Origin of the sequence: Photorhabdus bodei (assembly GCF_003287735.1) — a bacterium.
GTDB lineage: Bacteria > Pseudomonadota > Gammaproteobacteria > Enterobacterales > Enterobacteriaceae > Photorhabdus > Photorhabdus kayaii.
In genome coordinates this window covers 194,568-217,167 of the sequence record NZ_NSCM01000002.1, presented here as the reverse complement: position 1 = coordinate 217,167, position 22,600 = coordinate 194,568, and the positions used below count along the sequence as shown (strand labels likewise).

General features: G+C 39.8%; 21 protein-coding genes. 8 read left to right on the top strand and 13 right to left on the bottom strand.

The window, feature by feature from the left end; translation table 11 throughout:
• Positions 1-154 precede the first annotated feature (154 nt).
• Complete coding sequence (locus tag CKY02_RS02920) at positions 155-787, top strand: SDR family oxidoreductase (protein ID WP_112894160.1); 633 nt, start codon at positions 155-157, stop codon at positions 785-787.
• 44 nt (positions 788-831) lie between these two features.
• Here CKY02_RS02920 and tmaR read toward each other — a convergent pair whose 3' ends face one another.
• The gene (tmaR, locus tag CKY02_RS02915) at positions 832-1,149 is read right to left on the bottom strand and encodes a PTS system regulator TmaR (protein ID WP_112878499.1); all 318 of its coding nucleotides are present in this window, start codon (positions 1,147-1,149) and stop codon (positions 832-834) included.
• An 806-nt stretch (positions 1,150-1,955) separates the two neighbouring features.
• Here tmaR and CKY02_RS02910 point away from each other — a divergent pair.
• Entirely contained in the window at positions 1,956-2,186 is a 231-nt protein-coding gene (locus tag CKY02_RS02910) for a hypothetical protein (protein WP_040153134.1), read from the top strand.
• Positions 2,187-3,119: 933 nt separating this feature from the next.
• Here CKY02_RS02910 and CKY02_RS02900 read toward each other — a convergent pair.
• Complete coding sequence (locus CKY02_RS02900) at positions 3,120-3,767, bottom strand: hypothetical protein (RefSeq protein ID WP_112894158.1); 648 nt, start codon at positions 3,765-3,767, stop codon at positions 3,120-3,122.
• Entirely contained in the window at positions 3,767-4,246 is a 480-nt protein-coding gene (locus tag CKY02_RS02895; protein WP_112894157.1) for an Hcp family type VI secretion system effector, read from the bottom strand. Before CKY02_RS02895 ends, CKY02_RS02900 begins: the two co-directional genes overlap by 1 nt.
• Before the next feature lie 230 nt (positions 4,247-4,476).
• Here CKY02_RS02895 and CKY02_RS24275 point away from each other — a divergent pair, with 230 nt between their 5' ends.
• Positions 4,477-4,620: a hypothetical protein gene (locus tag CKY02_RS24275; RefSeq protein ID WP_162119863.1), complete on the top strand. Its 144-nt coding sequence runs from the start codon at positions 4,477-4,479 to the stop codon at positions 4,618-4,620.
• Positions 4,621-4,658: 38 nt separating this feature from the next.
• Positions 4,659-6,089: an exodeoxyribonuclease I gene (sbcB, locus tag CKY02_RS02890; protein ID WP_112894156.1), complete on the top strand. Its 1,431-nt coding sequence runs from the start codon at positions 4,659-4,661 to the stop codon at positions 6,087-6,089.
• Positions 6,090-6,227: 138 nt separating this feature from the next.
• Here sbcB and dld read toward each other — a convergent pair whose 3' ends face one another.
• The 8 genes from dld to yieE form a co-directional block, all read right to left on the bottom strand.
• Positions 6,228-7,943: a D-lactate dehydrogenase gene (gene dld, locus CKY02_RS02885; RefSeq protein WP_112894155.1), complete on the bottom strand. Its 1,716-nt coding sequence runs from the start codon at positions 7,941-7,943 to the stop codon at positions 6,228-6,230.
• A 195-nt stretch (positions 7,944-8,138) separates the two neighbouring features.
• Positions 8,139-9,521 carry an APC family permease gene (locus CKY02_RS02880; protein ID WP_112894154.1) on the bottom strand — a complete coding sequence of 461 codons (1,383 nt, stop codon included), beginning with the start codon at positions 9,519-9,521 and terminating at the stop codon, positions 8,139-8,141.
• A gap of 592 nt (positions 9,522-10,113) precedes the next feature.
• Positions 10,114-12,093 (bottom strand): ligand-gated channel protein, encoded by a 1,980-nt coding sequence (locus CKY02_RS02870; RefSeq protein WP_112878507.1) that lies wholly within the window; start codon positions 12,091-12,093, stop codon positions 10,114-10,116.
• Positions 12,094-12,478: 385 nt separating this feature from the next.
• Positions 12,479-13,279, bottom strand: coding sequence for an ABC transporter ATP-binding protein (locus CKY02_RS02865; RefSeq protein ID WP_112894153.1), 801 nt, complete (start codon positions 13,277-13,279; stop codon positions 12,479-12,481).
• Positions 13,276-14,361 carry a FecCD family ABC transporter permease gene (locus CKY02_RS02860; RefSeq protein ID WP_112894152.1) on the bottom strand — a complete coding sequence of 362 codons (1,086 nt, stop codon included), beginning with the start codon at positions 14,359-14,361 and terminating at the stop codon, positions 13,276-13,278. Before CKY02_RS02860 ends, CKY02_RS02865 begins: the two co-directional genes overlap by 4 nt.
• A gap of 24 nt (positions 14,362-14,385) precedes the next feature.
• Complete coding sequence (locus CKY02_RS02855; protein WP_112894151.1) at positions 14,386-15,519, bottom strand: ABC transporter substrate-binding protein; 1,134 nt, start codon at positions 15,517-15,519, stop codon at positions 14,386-14,388.
• 328 nt (positions 15,520-15,847) lie between these two features.
• Complete coding sequence (locus CKY02_RS02850; protein WP_112894150.1) at positions 15,848-17,329, bottom strand: amino acid permease; 1,482 nt, start codon at positions 17,327-17,329, stop codon at positions 15,848-15,850.
• 154 nt (positions 17,330-17,483) lie between these two features.
• The gene (gene yieE, locus CKY02_RS02845; RefSeq protein WP_112878512.1) at positions 17,484-18,347 is read right to left on the bottom strand and encodes a DNA-binding transcriptional regulator YeiE; all 864 of its coding nucleotides are present in this window, start codon (positions 18,345-18,347) and stop codon (positions 17,484-17,486) included.
• A 190-nt stretch (positions 18,348-18,537) separates the two neighbouring features.
• On the opposite strand from yieE, the gene CKY02_RS02840 reads away from it, so the two are divergent.
• Genes CKY02_RS02840 through nfo form a run of 3 tightly spaced genes read left to right on the top strand, consistent with a single transcriptional unit; the run spans position 18,538 to position 20,696 of the window.
• Positions 18,538-19,620, top strand: a complete 1,083-nt coding sequence (locus CKY02_RS02840) for a YeiH family protein (RefSeq protein WP_112894149.1) — start codon at positions 18,538-18,540, stop codon at positions 19,618-19,620.
• Positions 19,621-19,676: 56 nt separating this feature from the next.
• Entirely contained in the window at positions 19,677-19,811 is a 135-nt protein-coding gene (locus tag CKY02_RS26175; RefSeq protein ID WP_274382134.1) for a hypothetical protein, read from the top strand.
• A 42-nt stretch (positions 19,812-19,853) separates the two neighbouring features.
• Entirely contained in the window at positions 19,854-20,696 is an 843-nt protein-coding gene (gene nfo / locus CKY02_RS02835) for a deoxyribonuclease IV (protein ID WP_112894148.1), read from the top strand.
• Between the two features lie 19 nt (positions 20,697-20,715).
• Here nfo and fruK read toward each other — a convergent pair whose 3' ends face one another.
• Together fruK and CKY02_RS24270 are read right to left on the bottom strand one after the other, a co-directional pair.
• Positions 20,716-21,654 carry a 1-phosphofructokinase gene (gene fruK, locus CKY02_RS02830; RefSeq protein ID WP_112894147.1) on the bottom strand — a complete coding sequence of 313 codons (939 nt, stop codon included), beginning with the start codon at positions 21,652-21,654 and terminating at the stop codon, positions 20,716-20,718.
• Between the two features lie 181 nt (positions 21,655-21,835).
• Positions 21,836-21,973, bottom strand: coding sequence for a hypothetical protein (locus CKY02_RS24270; protein WP_162119862.1), 138 nt, complete (start codon positions 21,971-21,973; stop codon positions 21,836-21,838).
• A 157-nt stretch (positions 21,974-22,130) separates the two neighbouring features.
• Here CKY02_RS24270 and CKY02_RS02825 point away from each other — a divergent pair, with 157 nt between their 5' ends.
• Positions 22,131-22,550, top strand: a complete 420-nt coding sequence (locus tag CKY02_RS02825; RefSeq protein WP_112878516.1) for a nucleotide triphosphate diphosphatase NUDT15 — start codon at positions 22,131-22,133, stop codon at positions 22,548-22,550.
• The last annotated feature ends 50 nt before the right edge of the window (positions 22,551-22,600 follow it).

Sequence of the window (22,600 nt, the reverse complement as noted above, 5' to 3'; positions counted from 1 at the left end):
CTCTTTTTAGGAGCCATTTTTTTGCTACTAACCCCACAAAAATACTCACCGTTAATTTTATTCTATCCACATAAGGGTTAGTTTGAGCAGTCATTACCGTGACCCTGTTCAATTAATTATCATTCGATTTCTTATTTAACCAGGAGAATAACCTATGAAACCGTGGCTTATTTTTGGTGCGGGTAGTGGCATTGGACGTCATCTCGTGACTGTCGCACTGCAACAAAAACGTCCCGTCATTGCGCTTATCCGCAATTTTCAACAGGCTACTGAACTGAGTGCTTTAGGTGTCAAAGTGATACAAGGTGATGCCTGTAATGCTGAAGATGTTGAAAAAACGGTACAACATGTAAGTTCAGAAGCAATCGTCTTTTCTACTATTGGTGGAATTGATTCAGATCTCTTTGGCAATATGACTATCATTGATACTATTGAGAAAACTGAAATAACACGTATGTTACTCGTTACCTCAATAGGTTGTGGCGAAGACTGGAAAACCCTGTCACCCAGAGTTAAATCATTGTTTGGCCAATCTGTCAGGCGTAAATCAATGGCAGAAAGCTACCTTCAGACAAGTTCCTTGAATTACACAATTATTCGCCCGGGAGGATTAACAGATAAACCAGGAACAGGCCATTGTCAAAGATATCAGCATGAAATTCATGGTTCAGTTAGTCGCCAAGATGTTGCACATCAACTAGCAACTATGGCAGAAGAAGAATCTTCATATCAGCAGATTTATACCTTAGTTGATCCAGAACTTAAACCTGATTGGGCTGTTGCGTAGTCGGTAAGAATAACCACGCATTCATGCGTGGTTATTTAATGATGCTATTTGAGTTCACCCATTGTTTTAAGCTTTTTAGACAATTCACGACGCTCTTTAGAAAGATCCGCATTTTTAATTATATGATCATCTATACGGTCTTCATAATCACTTCTCATATTCATAATGATGCTCTGAATATCCTCAATTGACATACCGGGCTTGATGTATTCGCTCAAGTTATCAAGCAATAAAACACGCTTCTGGTTATCGCGTATTTTCTTTTCATTGTCTGCAATTTCGCGCTGTAACTTATTCTTACGACGAAACATATGTACAAACTCCAACACATTGTGGAATGACGGCTTATTTACGTTGTCCATTTTCATACCTTATCTTCAATCTAAACGTACAAATTATCCAATCTGACTACACAATAAGACTAAAACCATTAATAGACAAGTCAGTTTCCGTTATTTATTGATTTTCATTAATTACATAAACCAGTTAACTTCTTGCTAAAGGTTCAGCATATTGACTCAATCGAAAACAATCGGCCAATGCGAATGAATAATAAACCGCCAATTTTCCACTGGCAGAAGCACAGTTTTTCCCTATAGCTCATATTCCATCTGTTACTCTACAAATTTTTCAGATTTCAAGTGCACGATTATCAATCACTATTATCTCATACAAAATGAATAAAAAACTATAAAGTTAATTCTATTTATAAATTAAATAATTAAGTTAGATATTAATAAACAAACCAAATAAAGACAATTAATTATATAGAATAAAATAAAAACTTGAATAAATGTTACCCCCCCAATATTCCATATATTTTTAACTGTCTTAACACTTTCACTTTTCAATTTCTTGTGAAATAGGATTTTTAGTAAATTATTTTTAAGATAATTTATATTAAATAGAAAAACATTAGTTTATTAGTTTATTAGTTTATTAGTTTATTAGTTTATTAGTTTATTAGTTTATTAGTTTATTAGTTTATTAGTTTATTAGTTTATTAGTTTATTAGTTTATTAGTTTATTAGTTTATTAGTTTATTATTTAAATACATGCTCAAACTGACTATGTTTGTGATACCCATCTTAATAATAAAATAAAAATTTCCTTATTGCTGAAACATAATTAAAATTGACGAAAAATATAACGATAATTAGGTTAGGTGATGAAAAAAATTCCTTTTGATTTGAATGGTTACGAAATCTCTTTTGGCCATGCACGTAGAACAAGAATTCCAATTATAAAAATAACTCATCCTAAAAATGGGGTTTCTATTAAACCATTTTATAGTGTCAATAGAATAAATTTACTTGAAAGAATCCAATATGAAACTGGTTTAAGTGATCAGTATATTGAATCTATTAATGAGCATTTTCAAGAAATTAATTATCCTTAATAAAGATAAATATATTCTAATTATTATAAATAAGATTCCAAAATAGTGCTACATCTTATGCCACCCATAATTCTATGTATAACAATGGGTTGAATAAGGCTATGTGTAGCAGAATTATGAAACGTTATTTATACCCTGTTTGCTGGTAAAATTGCCTAAACAATTCATCAGCAAACTAGTAAAAGGTATTTATAGACTTCCTGTGATAATACCATTGATAATAAAAAATCCCTGCTGAAAAATGTATTTATTAGTCGAATCCACCCTGGTAAAGAATAATTTTCACGCTTACTAATTGTAACCTATTGGAGTAATATACATTTTTCTTTTATTTTTTCCGTTATATAGTAAAAAAATGCATAAAGCGCCAAGCATATACCTGAAACTATCGCATACTGATATCGGTTTTCTAATGTTGACATTAAGGTAAAATAAACTAATCCAATAACTGAAAATACACTCACCCCACCAATTATCCCTTGAGTTATGTGCATCACGATTTTCATCAATATACTTACTATCTTCATTGATCTAGCCCTACAGAGAATTCATCAAATATTTCATTAAATAAATCTCGATTTTCATCATACGCTTCCAATGCTCTGACATATGGCTCCATTTTACTTTCAACTAAAAAATAGAGTAAATCCAAGTTACCTTCTCGCAGTAAATGTTAAAGATCCCCTAAGCTTAGTGAACCATTTTTCATAATCTAATGGAATAACCCACATTTTTCTTTTATTTTTTCTGTGATGTAGTAAAAAAAAACAGAAAATGCCAAGCATATACCTGCAACTATCGCATACTGATATCGATTTTCTAATGTTGACATTAAAGTAAAGTAGACTAAACTTATGACTGAAAATACACATATAGTACCCATTACTGCCTGTACTATATGCACCACTGTATTCATCAATATGCTTACTATTTTCATTGATCTAGCCCTACAGAGAATTCATCAAATATTTCATTAAATAAATCTCGATTTTCATCATACACTTCTAATGCTCTGACATATGGCTCCATTTTACTCTTAACTAAAAAATAGAGTAAATCTAAGTTACCTTCTCTCCTTAATAACATATATAAGTTCGGGTTTGTTTGAGCTAATTCCCTAGAAGTGTAGATAGCCCTGGATACTGACGCCCCAATCCCCAAGGTCGCAGTAAATGCAACAGATCCTCCAAGTTTAGTGAACCATTTTGTACCAAAAAAAGCACCAAGACTCCCTCTGAATATGGCATATTTCGAAATCATACCCCCAAATATTTTCCCAGCTTTCGTTTCGATTAATCGTTGCTTTTGTTCTTCACTCAGCTTACCTAAGTAATCTTCAAAAATAATCTGAACCACCCTTTCAAGATTATTAAGCGTAATTGCTTCTGATTTTACCAATCCAACAAAACGATATTTGTCATTTTCATTATCCCATCGATGATCAGTATCAAGATAATCATAACCAAGATAATAAAAATCCACCGGAATATCTAATATTCCCTCAGCAAACCCAGTAAGCCAGCTACTGTCATCGTTAATAGCCGAAACCATTTTTTCAGCAATTTCTTTAGCTCCATCCATTAAAAAACCCTTTCATCCAAAATGCTATACGTACTCGTTGAACACGCCACATTATTCCAGGTAATATTGGCATATACTATTGAAAGAATTTCCTGTGGCATCATATGATTACTGGTTAATGAATGCGGGTGGTCTGATTTTAAACTAACAATATACGCTTGCCCAAGACGAATTGTATAGTAAAGCTCAAGTCCACCGTTTTCGCTGGTACGGTAAGATTCAAGAAAACACTCTAACCTTTCGTTATCATCCAAGCTTTTTGCTAATAAAGGAGAAGCTTTATCAATAGGTTTAGTGATAATTACCGGATGATGTGAAACATTTTGTTTGCGAGTCATAAGATGTTGCAGACTATAGACGAAGATCTTATCTTCGTGCCCATTTTGCGCTTTGATACCTATTGAGTCTCTTCTGCCACAACCAGCAGAAATTAACCCTTGGTTTTGACCTTTAACTGTTAAATAAATTAAATTTGACATATTCACCTCGTTTATTTTTTCAATACTTCGATGCATGCTGTGGTAGGCAGGTCAATATTGTCAAGGGTAAATGGTCTTAAAATAGACAATTTTTTATTCCAAGTACCCAAAATGTTAATAATCGGCCTCCAATCGCAAAACAAAAAGCAGGAAAACATGTATATACCCTATGGATTTCAAGATGCATCGCGGCGGCAAGGGAGCGAATCCCCGGGAGCATAGATAACGATGTGACCGGGGTGAGTGAGTACAGCCAACAAAGAGGCAACTTGAAAGATAACGGGTATACAATATTGATTGCAATTACCAGATTCTCTAAGATAGTAAACAACCATTGTCTCTATTTTATGGCAAAAATGTCGTCCATTCTTTGAAAAAACAAACAATTAACATCATTGGACATTGAACAACAGTGAAAAATAACAGCGAACAACCCACTTTCTACATCCACGACTACGAAACTTTTGGTCAACATCCGGCCTTAGACAGACCGGCTCAATTTGCTGGTGTTCGTACTGATATGGATTTCAATATTATTGAAGAGCCATTAGTTATTTACTGTTCACCTGCTGATGATTATTTGCCACAACCAGAAGCTGTCATGATTACAGGTATTACTCCGCAAATTGCATTAGAAAAAGGGGTCAATGAAGCGGAATTTGCCCGCCAGATTCATAATGTATTCAGTGTACCGAACAGTTGTATCCTCGGTTATAACAATATTCGATTTGATGATGAAGTCAGCCGTAATATTTTTTACCGTAATTTTTATGATCCATACGCTTATAGTTGGCAAAAAGGTAATTCCCGTTGGGATTTACTTGATGTATTACGTGCCTGTTATGCCTTGCGTCCCGAAGGTATTGTCTGGCCCGAGAATGAAGAGGGTCTGCCCAGCTTTAAACTAGAACATCTGACCAAGGCAAATGGCGTTGAACATTCACATGCTCACGATGCTATGTCCGATGTCTACGCCACAATTGCAATGGCAAAATTACTCAAAGAAGTACAGCCAAGGATGTTCAATTATTTCTTTCAGTTAAGAAATAAGCAGAAAATTAACACTCTCATCGATATCCCCCAAATGAAACCACTGGTTCATGTTTCCGGGATGTTTGGCGCTGCTCGCAGCAACCTCAGTTTGGTTGCACCTCTTGCCTGGCATCCAGTCAATCAGAATGCGGTTATTATGTGCGATTTAGCCGGAGATATTTCACCATTACTGGAATTGGATGCAGATACATTGCGTGAACGTCTATATACCCGCCATGATGAATTACAGCCAGATCAACCACCAGTCCCGATAAAACTGGTTCATATTAATAAGTGTCCAATAGTCGCCCCCGATAATACTTTGCGGACAGAAGACGCTGAACGTATCGGATTAGATCGTGATCATTGTGAAAGAAATCTGGCTATTCTGCGAAATAATCCACAAATTAGAGAAAAAGTTGTAGAACTATTTGCAGAGGCTGAACCTTTCCCTAAATCCGATAATGTTGACGCTAAGCTGTATGATGGCTTTTTTAGCAGTGCCGATAAAGCAGCAATGAATATTATCCGTGAGACACTGCCTCAGAATTTACCTGCACTCGATCTGACTTTTCAGGACCCACGTATTAAAACGCTGTTATTCCGCTATAGAGCCAGAAACTACCCTGCTACTCTAACTTACGATGAACAACAACACTGGTTACGTCATCGTCAAGATGTATTCACTCAAGATAAGCTGAGTGAATATTTCTTCATAATTGAACAACTCTTCACTGAATATCAAGGCAACGAAGAAAAATGCCGTCAACTTAAAGCACTCATGGAGTATGCGGCAAAACTGGTCGGATAATTAAACAGACAATAGGTAAATATAAAACGGCGAGTCATATATACTCGCCTTTCTGACAGGATAACTCTCTCATCAATCTTTACAGATTTAAACTTTCCTAGTGCCAACATGACGTTGTAACTACTGAGAATATTGACATTAAGATCTTTCACCCCAATTTTTCAACTTGGATGTTTTCCCAATTCCGGGATTGAGAGTGTTAGTGGGATCAGTCATCCGATAAAAAGCCTTAAGTTGAAGTTTAGCCTGATATAGATGACCCACATTATGCTCTGCGGGATATTCCGCTCCTCGTTTATCAAGCAGCTCTATCATTCTTTCTTTCAATGCCTGTATGTCCACCCCTTTTTTCACAATGTAATCCTGATGAAACACGTAGCACATAAAATGCCCGCAATAAAGTTTGTGTACCAATACATCATCAAACTCTGGGGGTAATTGTTCAAACCATTCACGATCATTGCGACGCAGAGCGATATCAAGTGACAAGATATTCTCTACTTCGTTACTATGCACCGCTTGATAACGGATCGCTGAACCACCAGCGGAAAAACGATGCAAGAACGCTTTAGCACCCTCCTCCGGCGTACAAGCAAAGAAATCCCCTTCCACCCGGCTAAAATATTCTTCCAACCAGCTTCTGGCCTCTTCAATCCCATCACCTGACATTTTTAATATCAAATGGTGCTCAAAACGATTACGATATTCTTTCAAACGCTTAGGCAAGTGGGAGGGAAGTAAACGACTTAACCCCTGCATAATGCGATCGATAAGATTGACAGGTAAAAATGGAATTCGGTTGAAAATAGCGTCCATTCTCCCTTTCAAAGTAAAATAAGCCGGCATCTTATCCGTGCCAAGCTTATCAATCATGATGAAAGTATCTTTACCGTAAGTTTCCGCAATATCGAAAATATCCCGGTGCATATATTCACCCGCCACCGGTAAATTATGAAAATTTGCTAATATATGACGACGCAATTCCGTCAATACGCCAGTTTGGTTGGTACCGATATAAAATACTTGAGACAAAGGTTCTGCCGGAAAAGTATCGAGCCGGACAGCAAACACAACCAACTTACCCGCACAACCTGAAGCTTCAAATAAACGGCGCTCGTCAGAATTAAAACGAGATGGAGTATCAGCATCTACGTCACGTACTCGTTGGGCATATTCATGATCAGATGCTTTACGCTGACCCTGTTCTACATCCTGATCACTGTAACGCTGTTCTTCCAGACAAGAGAGAATCTCTTCTGGTGTTTCTCCCAAATAGATACCCAGATGATTAATTAATTCTGGCTTACCACACTCATTAACACGTCCATACAATGCCATTTCGGTATAAGCCGGCCCACGATGAACTAAAGAACCTCCTGAGTTATTACAGATGCCCCCAATCACGGAAGCGCCAATACAGGAAGAACCGATAACTGAATGTGGTTCACGTCCCAACGGCTTGAGCGCCCGTTCAAGTTGCCATAATGTACTGCCAGGTAATGCAACTACCTGATTACACTGTTTTAAAATCTGAATTTTATTCATGCGCAGCGTGCTAATAATGACTATGTCACGATCGTAATCCTTACCATTCGGGGTAGAACCTTCAGTTATACCCGTGTTGGCCGCCTGCATTAAAATGATTTTATCTGCTTCAACGCAGACCTTAAACACACGCCACTGTTCCACCAGCGAGCCGGGAAATACAACGGCTAAAGCATCTCCCTGGCCGGAGCGAAAGCCTTTACGATAACGTTCAGTTTTATGGGGAGCAGTCAGGATATGAGATTTACCGACAATATTGGTCAGGGTAGTAATGAGTTGCTGATTTTGAGAGGTCTTTGCATCATTCATAGTCTCTTCCTTAATATACAATTACCTCTCAGAGCATAGATTGTTTTTCTTCGTTTACCGTTGAAATTTTTCTTATCTGTAAGCGACCTCGCTGTTTTTTTTCTTAAGCTCCTTTTCCTTAACTATTACGGTAAAATTAGCAACATAGTAAAAATAATGGCACCAAATTCGGTGCCATTATTCTTTTACTAAAGATTAAACCATTTCAGAGCATTGAGGCATCGGCTGACGGAAGCGACGGGTCAGGAATACCATATAAACCAGACCAATTGCTCCCCAAGTTAGCCCCAATTCCATAGAACTTTGCTCCAGATTCATCCATAGTACGCTAACAGTACAAGCACCTATCACAGGTAATATCAAGAAATTAATGGTATCTTTTAATGTACGGTTACGACGTTCACGGATATAGAATTGAGAAATGACTGATAAGTTTACAAAGGTGAACGCTATCAACGCACCAAAGTTAATCAGAGCTGTTGCAGTAACCAGATCAAAGGTAATCGCAGATAACCCTATGGTGCCTACCAACAATACGTTGATTATCGGAGTCCGCCATTTTGGATGAACATAGCCAAATATTTTCTCAGGAAATACACCATCGCGCCCCATAACATAGAGCAAACGGGAAACCCCCGCGTGAGCCGCCATACCAGAAGCCAAAACAGTGACACAAGAGAACACCAAAATAATGGATTGGAACAGGGTACCTGCTACATACAGCATAATTTCTGGCTGAGATTCATCCGGGTTCTTGAACCGAGAAATATCCGGAAAATAGAGCTGCAAGAAATAAGAAACCGCAATGAAGATAACACCACCGATTAATACTGTCAGGAAAATCGCTTTCGGAATCACCTTACCAGCATTCGGAGTCTCTTCGGACAACGAACTAATGCCATCAAACCCTAGAAATGAGAAGCACAAAATCGTCGCCCCAGTAATCATTGGGATCAAATGGGCATCTTCAGAAACGAATGGTTTCGCATTCCATAAAGTTCCTACTCCTTCCCCGTTGTACACACCGTGGATCAGTAAACCCACAAATACGGCCATAATGGCCACCTGAACAATAACAATAGCCGTGTTGAGATTAGCAACAACGTTAATGCCACGCAGGTTAAAGGCTGTCATCAGTAATGCAAAACCCACAACGAAGATCCACGGATCTACGCTAGGAAAAATGGCCTGAAGATAAATTTTCGCTAACAATATATTAATCATCGGCATGAACATATAGTCCAATAGCGATGACCAACCCACCATAAAACCAACATGCGGACTAATGGATTTTTGTGCATAAGTATATGCAGATCCAGCAGATGGGAAACGTTTTACCAACTTCCCGTAGCTCACGGCGGTAAATAGAATTGCGATCAAAGCAATAGCGTAGGATGTCGCTACGTGACCGTCAGTCAAACCAGAAACAATACCGAAAGTATCAAAGATAGTCATGGGTTGCAGATAAGCAAGACCCATCATCACTACCTGAACCAAGGTCAGTGTTTTTCTGAGCTGAACACGATTGTTAGCACCAGTCTGGTTAGTGCCTAGTGTGATTACAGTATTATGAGTCATGAGCAAAACCTCCCATAACTCCGATTCGTGTTATGACACTACTTAATCGATAGTTACTGGGAAGACTTCGCTTCTGCCTATAGGCAGTAGAATTAGAGGCTGGATTATATGCAGAGCTCAATGCTCCATAGTCATCGATGCAGCAGCATGTGCCAATTGGCACAAGTGCGAAAGGAAATAATTGCTCCATATTAGCGTTCCTCATTACGGCAACCGATTCTCATTGCGGTTGATCGTGGGCCAATTATCTATCCGGCTCAGAGTCCGGCCTCTGGTATAGTAAAAAATAAGTCAAAGCAAAAAAAATAACCGACGCATATAAACGCATCAGTTATTCTCTAGTGGGCGAATTCTGCACTTGAAGACCTGAAATAGCAATACTCACCACACTAAAAGTTCATTATTTTTTACCACACTCATTGATGACGCTATGGAATTTGACGGTGTCATATACATTTCTTTGATATGGCTAAGTTTTAACACAACACAAAACGGATTTCTATTCAGTTTTACCGGTATAAGCAAAAAACAAAAATCCTCCTTGTCAGCGACAAACAAGGAGGATTATAAAACAGTTAGTTAGAACGCATTATCAAAAGTCGTAATTAATACCAATGTTATAACGACGGCCATCCAATACTATATCATGGGTGTCTTCAGTCACTTGTTTTTCAAACACGTTATATACCCCCCCTACCAAGCGTAAACCTTCAGCCAGATAATAGCTGACACCGATATCCACAAAGGTATAAGACGGTGTTCCTGTCCCCATAGAGGTACGTGATAAATAATTCGACGTTTTGCCACGGTAGTTAACACGCGCCCAAGTTTGCATTTCTGGTAAAACCTGCCAGTTTAAGGTTGCATTCACCATATGTTTAGGCATCTTATTCAAAGGCTTCCCTTTGAAGTTACCGCTCTTTTGCTCAGAATCAGTATACGTATAGTTTGCAGCCAATACCCAGTTATCAACAATATCCCAGTTCATCGTCGCTTCTACACCACGCATATTGGCTTTATCAATGTTCACACGGTCACTGATAAATTTATAAGCAGTGCCATCAATAACACATTTACCCTGAGATTTACCACTTGGATCGGTACAACGACGTAATTCAGTAATTTTATCTTTAAATTCAGTGTTGAATATTGTTAAACCGACATTAAAGTTATCCCGATTGTTCCAGATAACACCAATTTCCTGATTGAAGCTCTTCTCCGGTTTCAAATCCGGATTACCGACGATAATCGCTGGATCACCACCGCCACCCGTAATCTGCCCCCAATTAGATGCTGCCTGACGTAATTCTGGTGAACGATATCCTGTAGAAACGCCTCCTTTAATCGTCCATTGCTCATCAACATGCCATACACCGTACAAACGTGGAGTCCAATGGTCACCGAAGTTTTCGTCTTTATCCATGCGGATACCACCGGTCAGAGCAAAGTCATTGGTCATTTGCCATTCATCTTCAGCAAATAACGCCCAACTCCAACGGTTCAGCTTATTGATATTTTTAGCAGAAGCTAATTGATTCCCTTCATCGCGTAAATCTTCATAACGATACTGACCACCTATACTCAATGAATGATCATCCAACATAAACACTGTATGAGTATTGAACAGATTATCGTAATATTTCATATCACGACCAGGATTACGTGATTCATCACGCTGGAAGTACGTTGTCGACGTTCCAAAATCGTAAACGCCATTATGGGTGATAGAGTAATTATTTCTTTTATATCGACTTTCACTATTACCTGGAGATCGCCAACTACTTGTCTTTGTTTTCCCTACAGTAGAATCACGATCTTGCTCATAACGTCCCGCCTCAAAATCAAAAGTATTCTGCTCATCGGGAGTGAAAGAGAAAGTGGCTGAACCATTACGCATTTCCTGTTTGTTAAACCCACCGATAAATTTATCTTCATTACGGTGAGAATACAGGCCGCTCACTTTCAGCCCTAATAATCCATCAATAATTGGACCTGACGTATACACACTACTCTGATGACTATTACCTGATTTAGAACGCTCCTGCAAAGTGCCATCAGCGCGGAAGCTGGTTTTCCACTCTTTCTGTGCCTTACGGGTAATGATGTTAATCACCCCTCCCATCGCATCAGAACCATAAAGAGAAGACATAGGACCACGAACAACCTCGATACGTTCTATCGCGGCCAATGGCGGCAACCACCCCTGTTCAATCCCCGAATTATCACGGTTTGGACGAGTACCACGGGTATCAACACGCTTACCATCAACCAGAATCATTGTATATTGAGACGCCATACCGCGAATACTGATGTCACTGCTGCTAGCACCACCTGTAACAACGACACCTGGCACATCTTTCAGTGCATCAGTCACATCACGATAAGCCTTAGTTTCCAATTGTTCACGGCTCACCACAGAAATAGACGCTGGCGCATCTTCAATTTTCTGTTGAAAACCAGCTGCCGTAGTGACAAGAATAGTGTCATTACTGCTACTAGCCGCAAAAACTGAGCCAGATGAGATTGCAGCAATAATACCTAACGCGATTTTTCTTTGATTAAAAACACCCATTCCCGATTCTCCAAGAGATATAATTACACTTTATTTATCTATAAAAATGGATAATCAACATGTGCTCAAATAACGAGGATAAAATATTTACCTCTGTGTAGTTTTATTATTTTGCTTATATCTTATTGCTATAAGACATAAGACAATATTTTTTATTAATTACAACAATCCATCTTATTAACTTATTCCATTTACTATTCTTCGCAGTAAAGAATGAATCTCAGCATTAACCAGACAAAAACTGTAGCTTTCAAATATGGCTTAGCTTTTAAATACACAGTAATACAAGGTAAATAAACCACTCCTCATATACGACAATGCACATTCTGATTTTTGTGCGCATTCTGCGCCTACGCTTTATTAAAAATATAGCTTAAATAATAAGTTAAAATGAACTCTCACTCACTAGCTTTGAAACCAATCCATCAACTAATACCTGAGGAATACCCTGAGAACAACGTTCAATTCTGCCTTTGACACCATAAACCTGTGCCAGACTATCTGGCGTAATAACCTGCTCAGGAGTTCCCTCGGCAATTAAATGCCCTTTTTGCAACATTAATACATGGTCACCATGACGCAAAGCGATATTAATATCATGCACAACAACCACAGTAATAATATTCCGCTGATAAGTTTCTCGTGCCACCAACGCCATTACGTGATATTGATAATTTAAATCCAGCGCACTAAGTGGTTCATCTAATAATAATAATGCTGGTTTACGAATTAACGATTGTGCCAATCCGACTAATTGTTTTTGACCGCCAGATAACTGATCTAAATAACATAACGCCAGGTGCTCAATCCCCAACTGACGTAACAGCAACATCACTTCTTCTTCGCTGGTTTCAGAATGACGCCCTCCGGATGCCCGTTGCGCAACGATAATCGACTCCAGTACATGCAAATGAACACCAGCAGGTAAGCTTTGTGGTAAATAAACCACATTTTCCGATCGCTGGACAAAACTCATCTTCATCAAATCTTGATCATCAAGCCAAAGCTGGCCTCTTGCACGATTTAAACCAGCCAAAGAACGCAAAAGTGTTGATTTACCGCTACCATTTGGCCCCAACAATACTGTAATTTTCCCACGAGGCAACGGAGCAACATTCAGATTTTCAATAACCGAATGTTTCGGATAACCTGCAAAAAAATTGTTAATGGTTAATCCCGGATTCATATATTCGCCCTATTACGTAAGATTATGCTAAGGAAGAATGGAACCCCAACTAACGCAGTAACGATCCCAACCGGAATAACAACACCCGGGATCAAGTTTTTCGAGGCGATGGACGCCATAGACAGCACCAGTGCACCAATCAAGGCACTGGCTGGCAAATAGAAACGATGATCTTCACCAAACATCATGCGGGCAATATGTGGCGCAATTAAACCGATAAAGGCAATTGGCCCAACAAATGCAACTGCTAAAGCGGCAAGAATACTGATACGCAATAATGTCCCCAGGCGCAGACGACGAACATCAATACCAAAACTGATTGCACGATCTTCACCTAAGCGCAGCGCTGTCAGCTTCCAAGAATTCATCATTGAAATAGGAAAAACGGCGGAAAACACCAATAACATAACACCCAGTTTTATCCAGGTTGCTCTGGCAAGGCTACCCATTGTCCAAAGTACCAGCCCCTGAAGGGTATCTTCCGTTGCAATAAACTGCATCATGGAAACCAATGCTTCAAAGGTAAAGACTAATGCAATGCCAAATAATACGACCCCAGACGTAGCAACTCGTGTCCAACGAGTAATCGTATCCAGCACCAATGCGGCCAACAAGGCGAAAATGAAAGCATTCGCAGAAATGAACCATTGATCAGGCACGCCTGGAATACCAATACCAGATACAATCGCCAACGCAGCACCAAATGCAGCCGCTTGGGCAACCCCTAAAGTAGAGGGACTGGCTAATGGGTTATTTAAGATCGTCTGCATTTCCGCGCCAGCCAGCCCGAGGGACAGGCCAATCACTACCGCCATCAGGGCATAGGGTAAACGGATATCCCAAACAATTACCCGTGTACCCGCATCCACACTCTCTGGCGATACTAAAGTCTGCCAGAGAGATGACAAAGATAAACCTGATGGACCTATCGTAAAATCTAATACCAGTGAAACACCAATAATCAGCACGATGAAGACCATCATCACAATACGGCGGCGTAAAATATATTGGTAATGGGCTTTTACACTGCTGTCATCTAATTGTTGTTTCACCATTGGCATCGGCTCGGTAGTGGCACTCATTATTCCCGTTACCTGACTTACTGATTATTTTTCACTGATCCAATAAACCCCTGATGGATCAACTGCCAGGAATTTACTGTGTAATTCATTCAGTGTCTTCTGCGGATCTAAATCTGTAAATTTCTCAGGATAGAACCATTTAGCGAATACCTGAGTCGCTACCACATTATATGGAGAGTTGTAGTAGTTATGCCAAATCGCATAGTCTCTGCCCTCTTTGACCGCAGTCAACGAGCTAATACCTTTACGTTCAGTCATTTGTTTCAGACTAGCTTTTGCTAGTTCAGGCGTAGATTGCGCTCCCAGTTTTACACCAGGCTCATTACTGTCTGGCGCTTTTGCCCCACTAGCAATGTAAATATAAGGGTCAACCGCAATAATTTTTTCGAGGTTCATATTACCAAGTGCGCCTGGCAGAACACCTTTAGCAATGTTTTTACCACCAGCCAAATCGATAAAGTTACCCATATTGCCATCACCGGCAGTCGCACAGCAATCTTCAAAAGCACCCGCTCTCAAATCGATAAATACTGTTGGTTTTTTCTTTTCCGGGATTTTATTGGTGATATCAGTCACCAGTTTTACATTTTTCTCGTAAAAATCGGCATATTCTGCCGCTTGTTTTTCACGATTTAGTACTTTACCTAGCATACGAATGCTCGGCAGCGTATTCTTTAACGGCTCAGTACGAAAATCAACAAATACAACCGGAATACCTGCCTTTTCAAGTTGGGCGACCAATTCGCTGTTTTTACCAGGACCATGACCAGACAAGCCAAAAATTGCGATATCCGGATTGAGGGTTAACACTTTTTCAGAGCTGACACTATCAGCACTGGTGTTACCAATCAAAGGAACCTTATCAATCTCAGGGAATTTAGCTTTATAGACGGCGTAAGACTGTGGGTCCAGTTTGCGGAAATCACCTTGCCAACCCGCAATACGGGCCAGTGGTTTATCACCTTCAAGTAAAGCGATAGCGTGGAACAAACGGCCTTCGCCCAACAAAATACGATTTACATTCTCAGGAACTTCAACAGTACGACCAACTATATCGGTGACCGTTTCAGCCCATGATGCGAAGCTTGCCATGACTGCCGAACCCGCTAACAGACCGACACTGATACTCTTTGCTATGGATCGCGACATAAATTTCATTTTGTTAGCCCTTTCATATTAATAATTATGGTACTAACAATAGGACAAATGAGAATACTTATCAATATGATCTACACAAATTTTGGTAAATTACGTGATTAATTGTATGAATTAACGCTATGAAAAATAAAAAATACCTATTTGATCACAAAATGAGTGTATTCTTTTAATTTCTTATCAAAAACGGCTTATCTACTCAAATAAATAAAACATTAAGATAATAATAAATTAATCGTGAATCGAATTAAAAAAATCATAAAACCAAGCCGGTAGGAATTTTTTCAAAGATTCCTACCGGCCTGTTAATCACGATTTAACGTATTTACATTCACTGATTCGCGATATCAGGAAATTTCATCTCGCTATATTTGATAAAATGAGTTTTCCTAACTAATTTGTAACCAAACCAAATCAACAGGAATAATGGAATACCAATATAAGTTGCAGTTACACCATACCAGTCAATTTTATCTTGTAGAAATGCCTGATAATTCTGTCCTAATGTGATGGTTAGACACAAAACAAACGCAAAGATTGGGCCAACCGGGAAAAATCCTGAACGATAAGGTAATTTACTTAAATCCAACCCCTGAGCTACATAACCACGGCGGAAACGATAATGGCTAATAGCAATCCCCAACCATGCAATAAAACCGGTCATCCCAGAAGTATTCAACAACCACAGATAGACGGTCTGGTTACCGTACATTGAACTGAGGAAACACAACGCAGCAACCACCGTCGTTGCATACAAGGCATTACGCGGTACACCACCTTTGGATAATTTGCCAAAAATCCTCGGTGCTTTACCCTCTTTTGCCAATGTGAACAACATACGAGTCGATGCATACATACCTGAATTACCCGCAGACAACACCGCCGTCAAAATAACCGCATTCATCATAGCTGCGGCGGATAACAAACCAGCGTTTTCAAATACCAACGTAAACGGACTAACACTAATATCACCGACCTCATTACGCAGTAGGCTTGGATCAGTATAAGGAACAATCAAACTGATAATCAGGATCGCAAAAATATAGAATAGCAGAATACGCCAAAATACCTTACGTACAGCACTGGGAACATTTTTTGCCGGATCTTTTGACTCACCCGCCGCAATGCCAATTAACTCAGTTCCCTGGAAAGAAAACCCAACTATCATTGCCACGCCAATCATGGCAGAGAAACCACCGGCAAAAGGCGCATCACCAATAGTCCAGTTATGCCATCCAGCACCTTCCGCCCCTTTCATGATGCCGGCTATCATCAGTAATCCGACCACAATAAAAACAATAACCGTGCTGACTTTAATTAAAGAGAACCAGTATTCAGCTTCACCAAATCCTTTCACTGAAATAAAATTCAGTAGGAAAATCAGCGCGAGGAACAACGCACTCCAGATCCAACCCGGCATATCCGGCAGCCAATAACCCATGACCAATTGGGCAGCAACCAAATCCACCGCGATAGTCACCGCCCAGTTGTACCAGTAGTTCCAACCCAGAGCGAAACCAAACCCTTCTTCAACATATTTGGAACCGTAAGTTGAGAAAGAACCGGAAACGGGCATATAAGCGGCCAGTTCACCCAAACTGGTCATCAGGAAATAAACCATCAAACCAATTAATGCATAGGAAAGTAATGCTCCGCCAGGCCCTGCTTGTGAAACTGTCGCACCTGAAGCCACGAATAACCCGGTGCCTATTGATCCGCCAACGGCAATCATCGCCAGATGCCGAGCTTTCAATTCACGTCGCAAATGTTGCGTTGCTGGTTTCCGGGAAACACTTTTTTGTTGTTGAGACATTCTGTTCCTGTTAGCTGCAAATAAATCTGATGGCGGATTGTAACAAATCCTCACTATCAAAATAGCGAGGAAGCACTGTTATAAGATACCTTCATAATTTAGAGAAAATTATAAGTAACACAGCTAATTTTGGATTTTAAACAAAACGTAAAATTTACCGGCAGTAACTGAGTAATTTTTGCAGTGCGATAGACATATGCTTTTGCCGATGATGAATCAGGTACAATGTTCTGAAAAGTCTTAATTCTGGCACTCTTAACTCCAGTAAAGTACGATTTTGCAATTGCTCTGCAACGACTCGTCTGGACAAACAACTGATGCCCATACCAAATTTGACCGCATGTTTTATCGCTTCAGAATTTCCCAATTCCATCAAAATCTTGAACCCAGGTAAATGGACAAACAACAGATGATCCAGCACTTCTCTTGTACCCGACCCCCTCTCCCTTAATATCCATGATGCCTTAACTAAATCATCCAATTTTAGATCCTGTTTAGCTAGCGGATTTTCAGGAGAAGAAAAAATAACCAACTCATCCTCCATCCATAGTTGAGTTATCAACTCAGGACTATGACAGGAACCTTCTATCAAACCAAGATCAACACGGAATTCCAGCACAGAATTGATGACATCCTGCGTATTACTGATATTTAACTCTAGCGGCGTATCAGGAAAATCCTGACGATAATTTGCCAGCATTTCCGGCAACATATAATTACCAATGGTGCTACTGGCAGCGATACGTAACGCTCCTAACTCCTGTTTGAATAACTGCTGAATTTCCCCTGCTTGCTCTAGCAATGCCAACGCCTTGGGATAGAGTAGACGACCATGTTCATTCGTCACCAATCGCTTTCCTACCCGATCAAAAAGCTGTACGCCAAGTTGGCTTTCCAGATCCGTTAATGAGGCACTCACCGCGGACTGAGATAGCGCCAATTGCTGAGAGGCTTGCGTCGTTGAACCGCTTTTCAATACCTCAGTAAAAACTTCCAACTGCCTCAATGTGATGTGCATATTGCCTCGCAAAATATGGTGTCAGTCAAAGTTAGCTTGCTTTAATTTTATACGGCAATAGACAACTTAACAAAAATCCACTTTCTTACCAATTTTTTAGATTACATATAAATAAATTATCAATTTTAATGATAAATCAGTCTGCTATATGCTTATGTTTAAAAACATATAAGCAAAGTGAAAAACATCTATGTCTGACATTCGTGCCAAAAAATTCAGCAAACAATCATCTATTCCCGGTATGAAATTAATACTTGGGTTAATATTAGCGGCAATACTTACTGCAATTTCAATATATGCCGGAAATATTCCGTGGTTTATTAATATGGGACTGGGCACATTAACACTGGCGATCCTTGCAGGGATCATTGCCGGTAATACTGTCTATCCTTTACTCAAACCTTATTGTGATGAAGGTATTCATTTCTCAAAACATTATCTTCTGCGGGCAGGTATTATTCTTTATGGCTTCCGTTTGACATTTCAACAAATTGCCGATGTTGGCATTACCGGCCTTCTGATTGATGCTGCTATGTTGTCTTCCACTTTCTTTATTGCAATGTGGCTAGGCAAATCACTCTTTGGATTAGACCAACAAACGGTAATACTGATTGGTGCCGGCAGCAGTATCTGCGGCGCAGCAGCTATTATGGCAACAGAACCAGTAGTGAATGCCCCTGCCAGTAAAGTTGCTGTTGCGGTATCGACAATTGTCATCTTTGGCACTATCGCTATTTTCATTTATCCGTGGTTTTATCAACTCAATGAGCATTATCAGTGGTTACCACTTACTCAGGAAACTTTCGGCATCTTTACTGGTTCCACCCTTCACGAAGTTGCTCAAGTTGTTGCTGTTGGGCATGCTATTAGCGATCAAACGGAAAACGCAGCCGTTATCAGTAAAATGATCAGGGTCATGATGTTGGCGCCATTCCTGTTGTTATTATCCCGTTACATTAGCCGTGCCCACACTAAAAATGGCAGAAACCATCAGGAGAAAACACCAATGACTATCCCCTGGTTTGCGGTGATGTTTATTGCAATAGCGGGTTTTAATTCTTTCAATTTACTCCCTGCTGCAATAGTTAATTCTCTGATTAATATTGATACTATTATGCTTACTATGGCAATGGGGGCACTGGGTTTAACTACTCATGTGAGTGCCATCCGTCAGGCCGGATTTAAACCCATTTTATTAGCTCTAATTTTGTTTGTATGGCTGATGGCGGGTGGTCTTTTGATCAATCTTGGCATTCAACATCTGTTTGGCTGATCAGAATCCCCTCGGAGAAATTTTATTTCAGCAACATATACCTTATGGATTTCAAGATGCATCACGACGGCAAGGGAGAGAATCCCCGGGGGTATAGCGAACTATGTGACCGGAGTGAGTGCAGCCAACAAAGAGGCAATTTGAAAGATAACGGGTATATAACCTTTCCGTTCTTAAGGTTCATTGAGTGATTGAACAATGCCATAATGACGTAAAGTAAGAAGGAGAAAAATATGAAATTTGTTGGAGCACATGTCAGCGCTGCCGGTGGAGTTGATCAAGCGGTTATCCGGGCGCACGAACTAAAAGCGACCGCCTTTGCCCTATTTACAAAAAATCAGCGCCAGTGGCATGCTCCACCTTTAGCCGCTGACGTTATCGATAAATTTAAAGAAAATTGTGAACGTTATGGATATGGTAGCCGACAAATTCTCCCTCACGACAGTTATCTGATTAATCTTGGTCACCCAGAAATTGAAGCACTGGAAAAATCCCGACTGGCTTTTATTGATGAGATGCAACGTTGCGAACAATTAGGGATCGATTTATTGAATTTCCATCCTGGCAGCCATCTCAATAAAATAGATGTGGATAAATGCCTGGCGCGTATTGCGGAATCTATCAATATTGCTCTTAATCAAACCCAGGGAGTCATTGCTGTTATTGAAAATACGGCAGGTCAAGGCACTAATCTGGGTTTCAAATTTGAACATCTGGCAGCAATTATTGATGGAGTTGAAGATAAAAACCGAGTGGGTGTCTGTATTGATACCTGTCACGCCTTTGCTGCTGGCTACGATTTACGTACAAACGATGCTTGTAAACAAACTTTTCAACAGTTTGAAAAAATTGTTGGCTTTCAATATTTATGCGGAATGCATTTAAATGATGCCAAAAGTGAATTTGCCAGCCGTGTTGACCGACATCATAGCCTTGGAGAAGGAAATATTGGTAAAACACCTTTCAGTTATATTATGAAAGATGCTCGTTTTGATGGTATTCCACTCATCCTTGAAACAATAAACCCAGATATTTGGCCACAAGAAATTGCCTGGCTGAAATTACAACAAAATTAATTATTCTTTAATTAAAGCATTATCTAACGGGTATCAGTTCAACTTTAGCCATCATGGCAGCTAATTCAGGACGATTGCTGATACCTACATTAGGCTGGCTAACGGCAAGCGCAGATACAGCGGTCGCCAATCGCAACGTATGTTCACTGGATTCCCGCATCAGCAAACCATAAACCAAGCCACCAACCATTGAATCACCAGCCCCAACAGTGCTGACGACTTTACAATGTGGTGGTTTCGCCAACCATGCTCCAGACGCATTAACCCATAATGCTCCCTGCTCACCCAATGATATGACAACATGAGCAATTCCCTGATCCCTAAGTTGATGTGCCGCTATGATGATATCGGATAACTCAGGTAACAGACGCCCCGTCCATACTTCAAGCTCATGGCGATTCGGCTTCACTAACCAAGGGGATGCTTTTAACCCTGCAACCAATGCTTCACGGCTGCTGTCAAAAATAATACAAGGACAAAGCTGACGTAGACAGGCCATCCAGTCGGTAAACGATTCAGCAGAGACACCAGCCGGTAAGCTACCACTGACAACAACCATATCAAACTGTCCAAGCCATGAAAGCGAATCATTAACAAATCCCGACCATTCAGCTTCACCGACATAAAAACCAGTGAAGTTAAAATCTGTCACTTCACCGCTTCCTTCTGTTAATTTGACATTAATCCGTGTTCTGCCTGGTACTAAATGAAAACGATTTACCATACCATTTTCATTGAAGAATTGTTGAAATCCTTCCTGATTTTCCTTACCCAAAAAACCACTCACCGTGACATCAATACCTAAGTCACGCAAAACTTTAGCAACATTATTGCCTTTCCCAGCAGCATGTAGTCCAGCGGCTTGCACTCGGTTGATCGCCCCTTTGACGATTTCCGGGCACAATCCCACCAAATCATAAGCAGGGTTTAGGGTGATAGTGGCAACTCTACGGCTCATATTTACCCGATGTCTCCTAAATAGATATACCCGTTATCTTTCAAGTTGCCTCTTTGTTGGCTTCGCTCACTCACCCCAGTCACATAGTTAGCTATGCTCCCGGGGATTCACTCCCTTGCCGTCGCGATGCATCTTGAAATCCATAGGGTATAGTCATCATCATTACTACGCATTTTCAGTTCTATTTATACCCGTCATCTTTCAAGTTGCCTCTTTGTTGGCTGCACTCACTCACCCCGGTCACATAGTTATCTATGCTCCCGGGGATTCGCTCCCTTGCCGCCGCGATGCATCTTGAAATCCATAGGGTATATATCATTTTATATCACTAAAATTGAATCGTTTCAGTTAAATTCCGTACTTTATTGATCGTTATTGATCGTTGTCTTAAATTGATTTCCGGATAAGAATAGCATTGAATTTTTCTCAAAAAGAATTGCTAATTTATTGAAATTTAGATGAAAGGAATAAACCAAATGTCTGTCATTGTGGGTGTTGGCGTAGTTATTGTGAACGAATATGGTCAAGTCTTACTCGGAAAACGTAGCAGTAAACATGCTCCATACTGGTCAATCTTTGGTGGTCATGTTGATGACGGAGAAACTTTTGAGCAATGTGCAATCCGTGAAATTGAAGAAGAAACGGGTCTGACGATTCAATCACCAAAAGTCTACGGTATTTGTAATAACCTTCAAACTTACCAACAGGAAGGAAAACATACTATTTCAGTATGTTTACTGGCAAAACATCCAGGTGGTGAACCAAAATTGATGGAACCAGAAAAATGTGAACAGTTTATGTGGTGCGATCCCGATAATCTTCCTGAACCTCATTTTGAAGCTAGCCGGAATGCAATAAAAATGTGGCAAGAAAATAAATTTTATTTTACCGAATGAACTAACTTATGTTAGTTCAATTTCAAATAATCCTTTATGACATCTATTTA

What these genes read in the sequence shown, in the direction of transcription:
- fruK (WP_112894147.1), bottom strand. Translation starts at nt 21,654, where the DNA reads ATGAGCCGTAGAGTTGCCACTATCACCCTAAACCCTGCTTATGATTTG.
- CKY02_RS02910 (WP_040153134.1), top strand. Translation starts at nt 1,956, where the DNA reads ATGAAAAAAATTCCTTTTGATTTGAATGGTTACGAAATCTCTTTTGGC.
- CKY02_RS24270 (WP_162119862.1), bottom strand. Translation starts at nt 21,973, where the DNA reads ATGATATATACCCTATGGATTTCAAGATGCATCGCGGCGGCAAGGGAG.
- CKY02_RS02840 (WP_112894149.1), top strand. Translation starts at nt 18,538, where the DNA reads ATGTCTGACATTCGTGCCAAAAAATTCAGCAAACAATCATCTATTCCC.
- CKY02_RS02920 (WP_112894160.1), top strand. Translation starts at nt 155, where the DNA reads ATGAAACCGTGGCTTATTTTTGGTGCGGGTAGTGGCATTGGACGTCAT.
- CKY02_RS02895 (WP_112894157.1), bottom strand. Translation starts at nt 4,246, where the DNA reads ATGTCAAATTTAATTTATTTAACAGTTAAAGGTCAAAACCAAGGGTTA.
- CKY02_RS02870 (WP_112878507.1), bottom strand. Translation starts at nt 12,093, where the DNA reads ATGGGTGTTTTTAATCAAAGAAAAATCGCGTTAGGTATTATTGCTGCA.
- tmaR (WP_112878499.1), bottom strand. Translation starts at nt 1,149, where the DNA reads ATGGACAACGTAAATAAGCCGTCATTCCACAATGTGTTGGAGTTTGTA.
- CKY02_RS02855 (WP_112894151.1), bottom strand. Translation starts at nt 15,519, where the DNA reads ATGAAATTTATGTCGCGATCCATAGCAAAGAGTATCAGTGTCGGTCTG.
- CKY02_RS02865 (WP_112894153.1), bottom strand. Translation starts at nt 13,279, where the DNA reads ATGAATCCGGGATTAACCATTAACAATTTTTTTGCAGGTTATCCGAAA.
- CKY02_RS02880 (WP_112894154.1), bottom strand. Translation starts at nt 9,521, where the DNA reads ATGACTCATAATACTGTAATCACACTAGGCACTAACCAGACTGGTGCT.
- nfo (WP_112894148.1), top strand. Translation starts at nt 19,854, where the DNA reads ATGAAATTTGTTGGAGCACATGTCAGCGCTGCCGGTGGAGTTGATCAA.
- CKY02_RS02860 (WP_112894152.1), bottom strand. Translation starts at nt 14,361, where the DNA reads ATGAGTGCCACTACCGAGCCGATGCCAATGGTGAAACAACAATTAGAT.
- dld (WP_112894155.1), bottom strand. Translation starts at nt 7,943, where the DNA reads ATGAATGATGCAAAGACCTCTCAAAATCAGCAACTCATTACTACCCTG.
- CKY02_RS26175 (WP_274382134.1), top strand. Translation starts at nt 19,677, where the DNA reads ATGCATCACGACGGCAAGGGAGAGAATCCCCGGGGGTATAGCGAACTA.
- yieE (WP_112878512.1), bottom strand. Translation starts at nt 18,347, where the DNA reads ATGCACATCACATTGAGGCAGTTGGAAGTTTTTACTGAGGTATTGAAA.
- CKY02_RS02850 (WP_112894150.1), bottom strand. Translation starts at nt 17,329, where the DNA reads ATGTCTCAACAACAAAAAAGTGTTTCCCGGAAACCAGCAACGCAACAT.
- CKY02_RS02825 (WP_112878516.1), top strand. Translation starts at nt 22,131, where the DNA reads ATGTCTGTCATTGTGGGTGTTGGCGTAGTTATTGTGAACGAATATGGT.
- CKY02_RS02900 (WP_112894158.1), bottom strand. Translation starts at nt 3,767, where the DNA reads ATGGATGGAGCTAAAGAAATTGCTGAAAAAATGGTTTCGGCTATTAAC.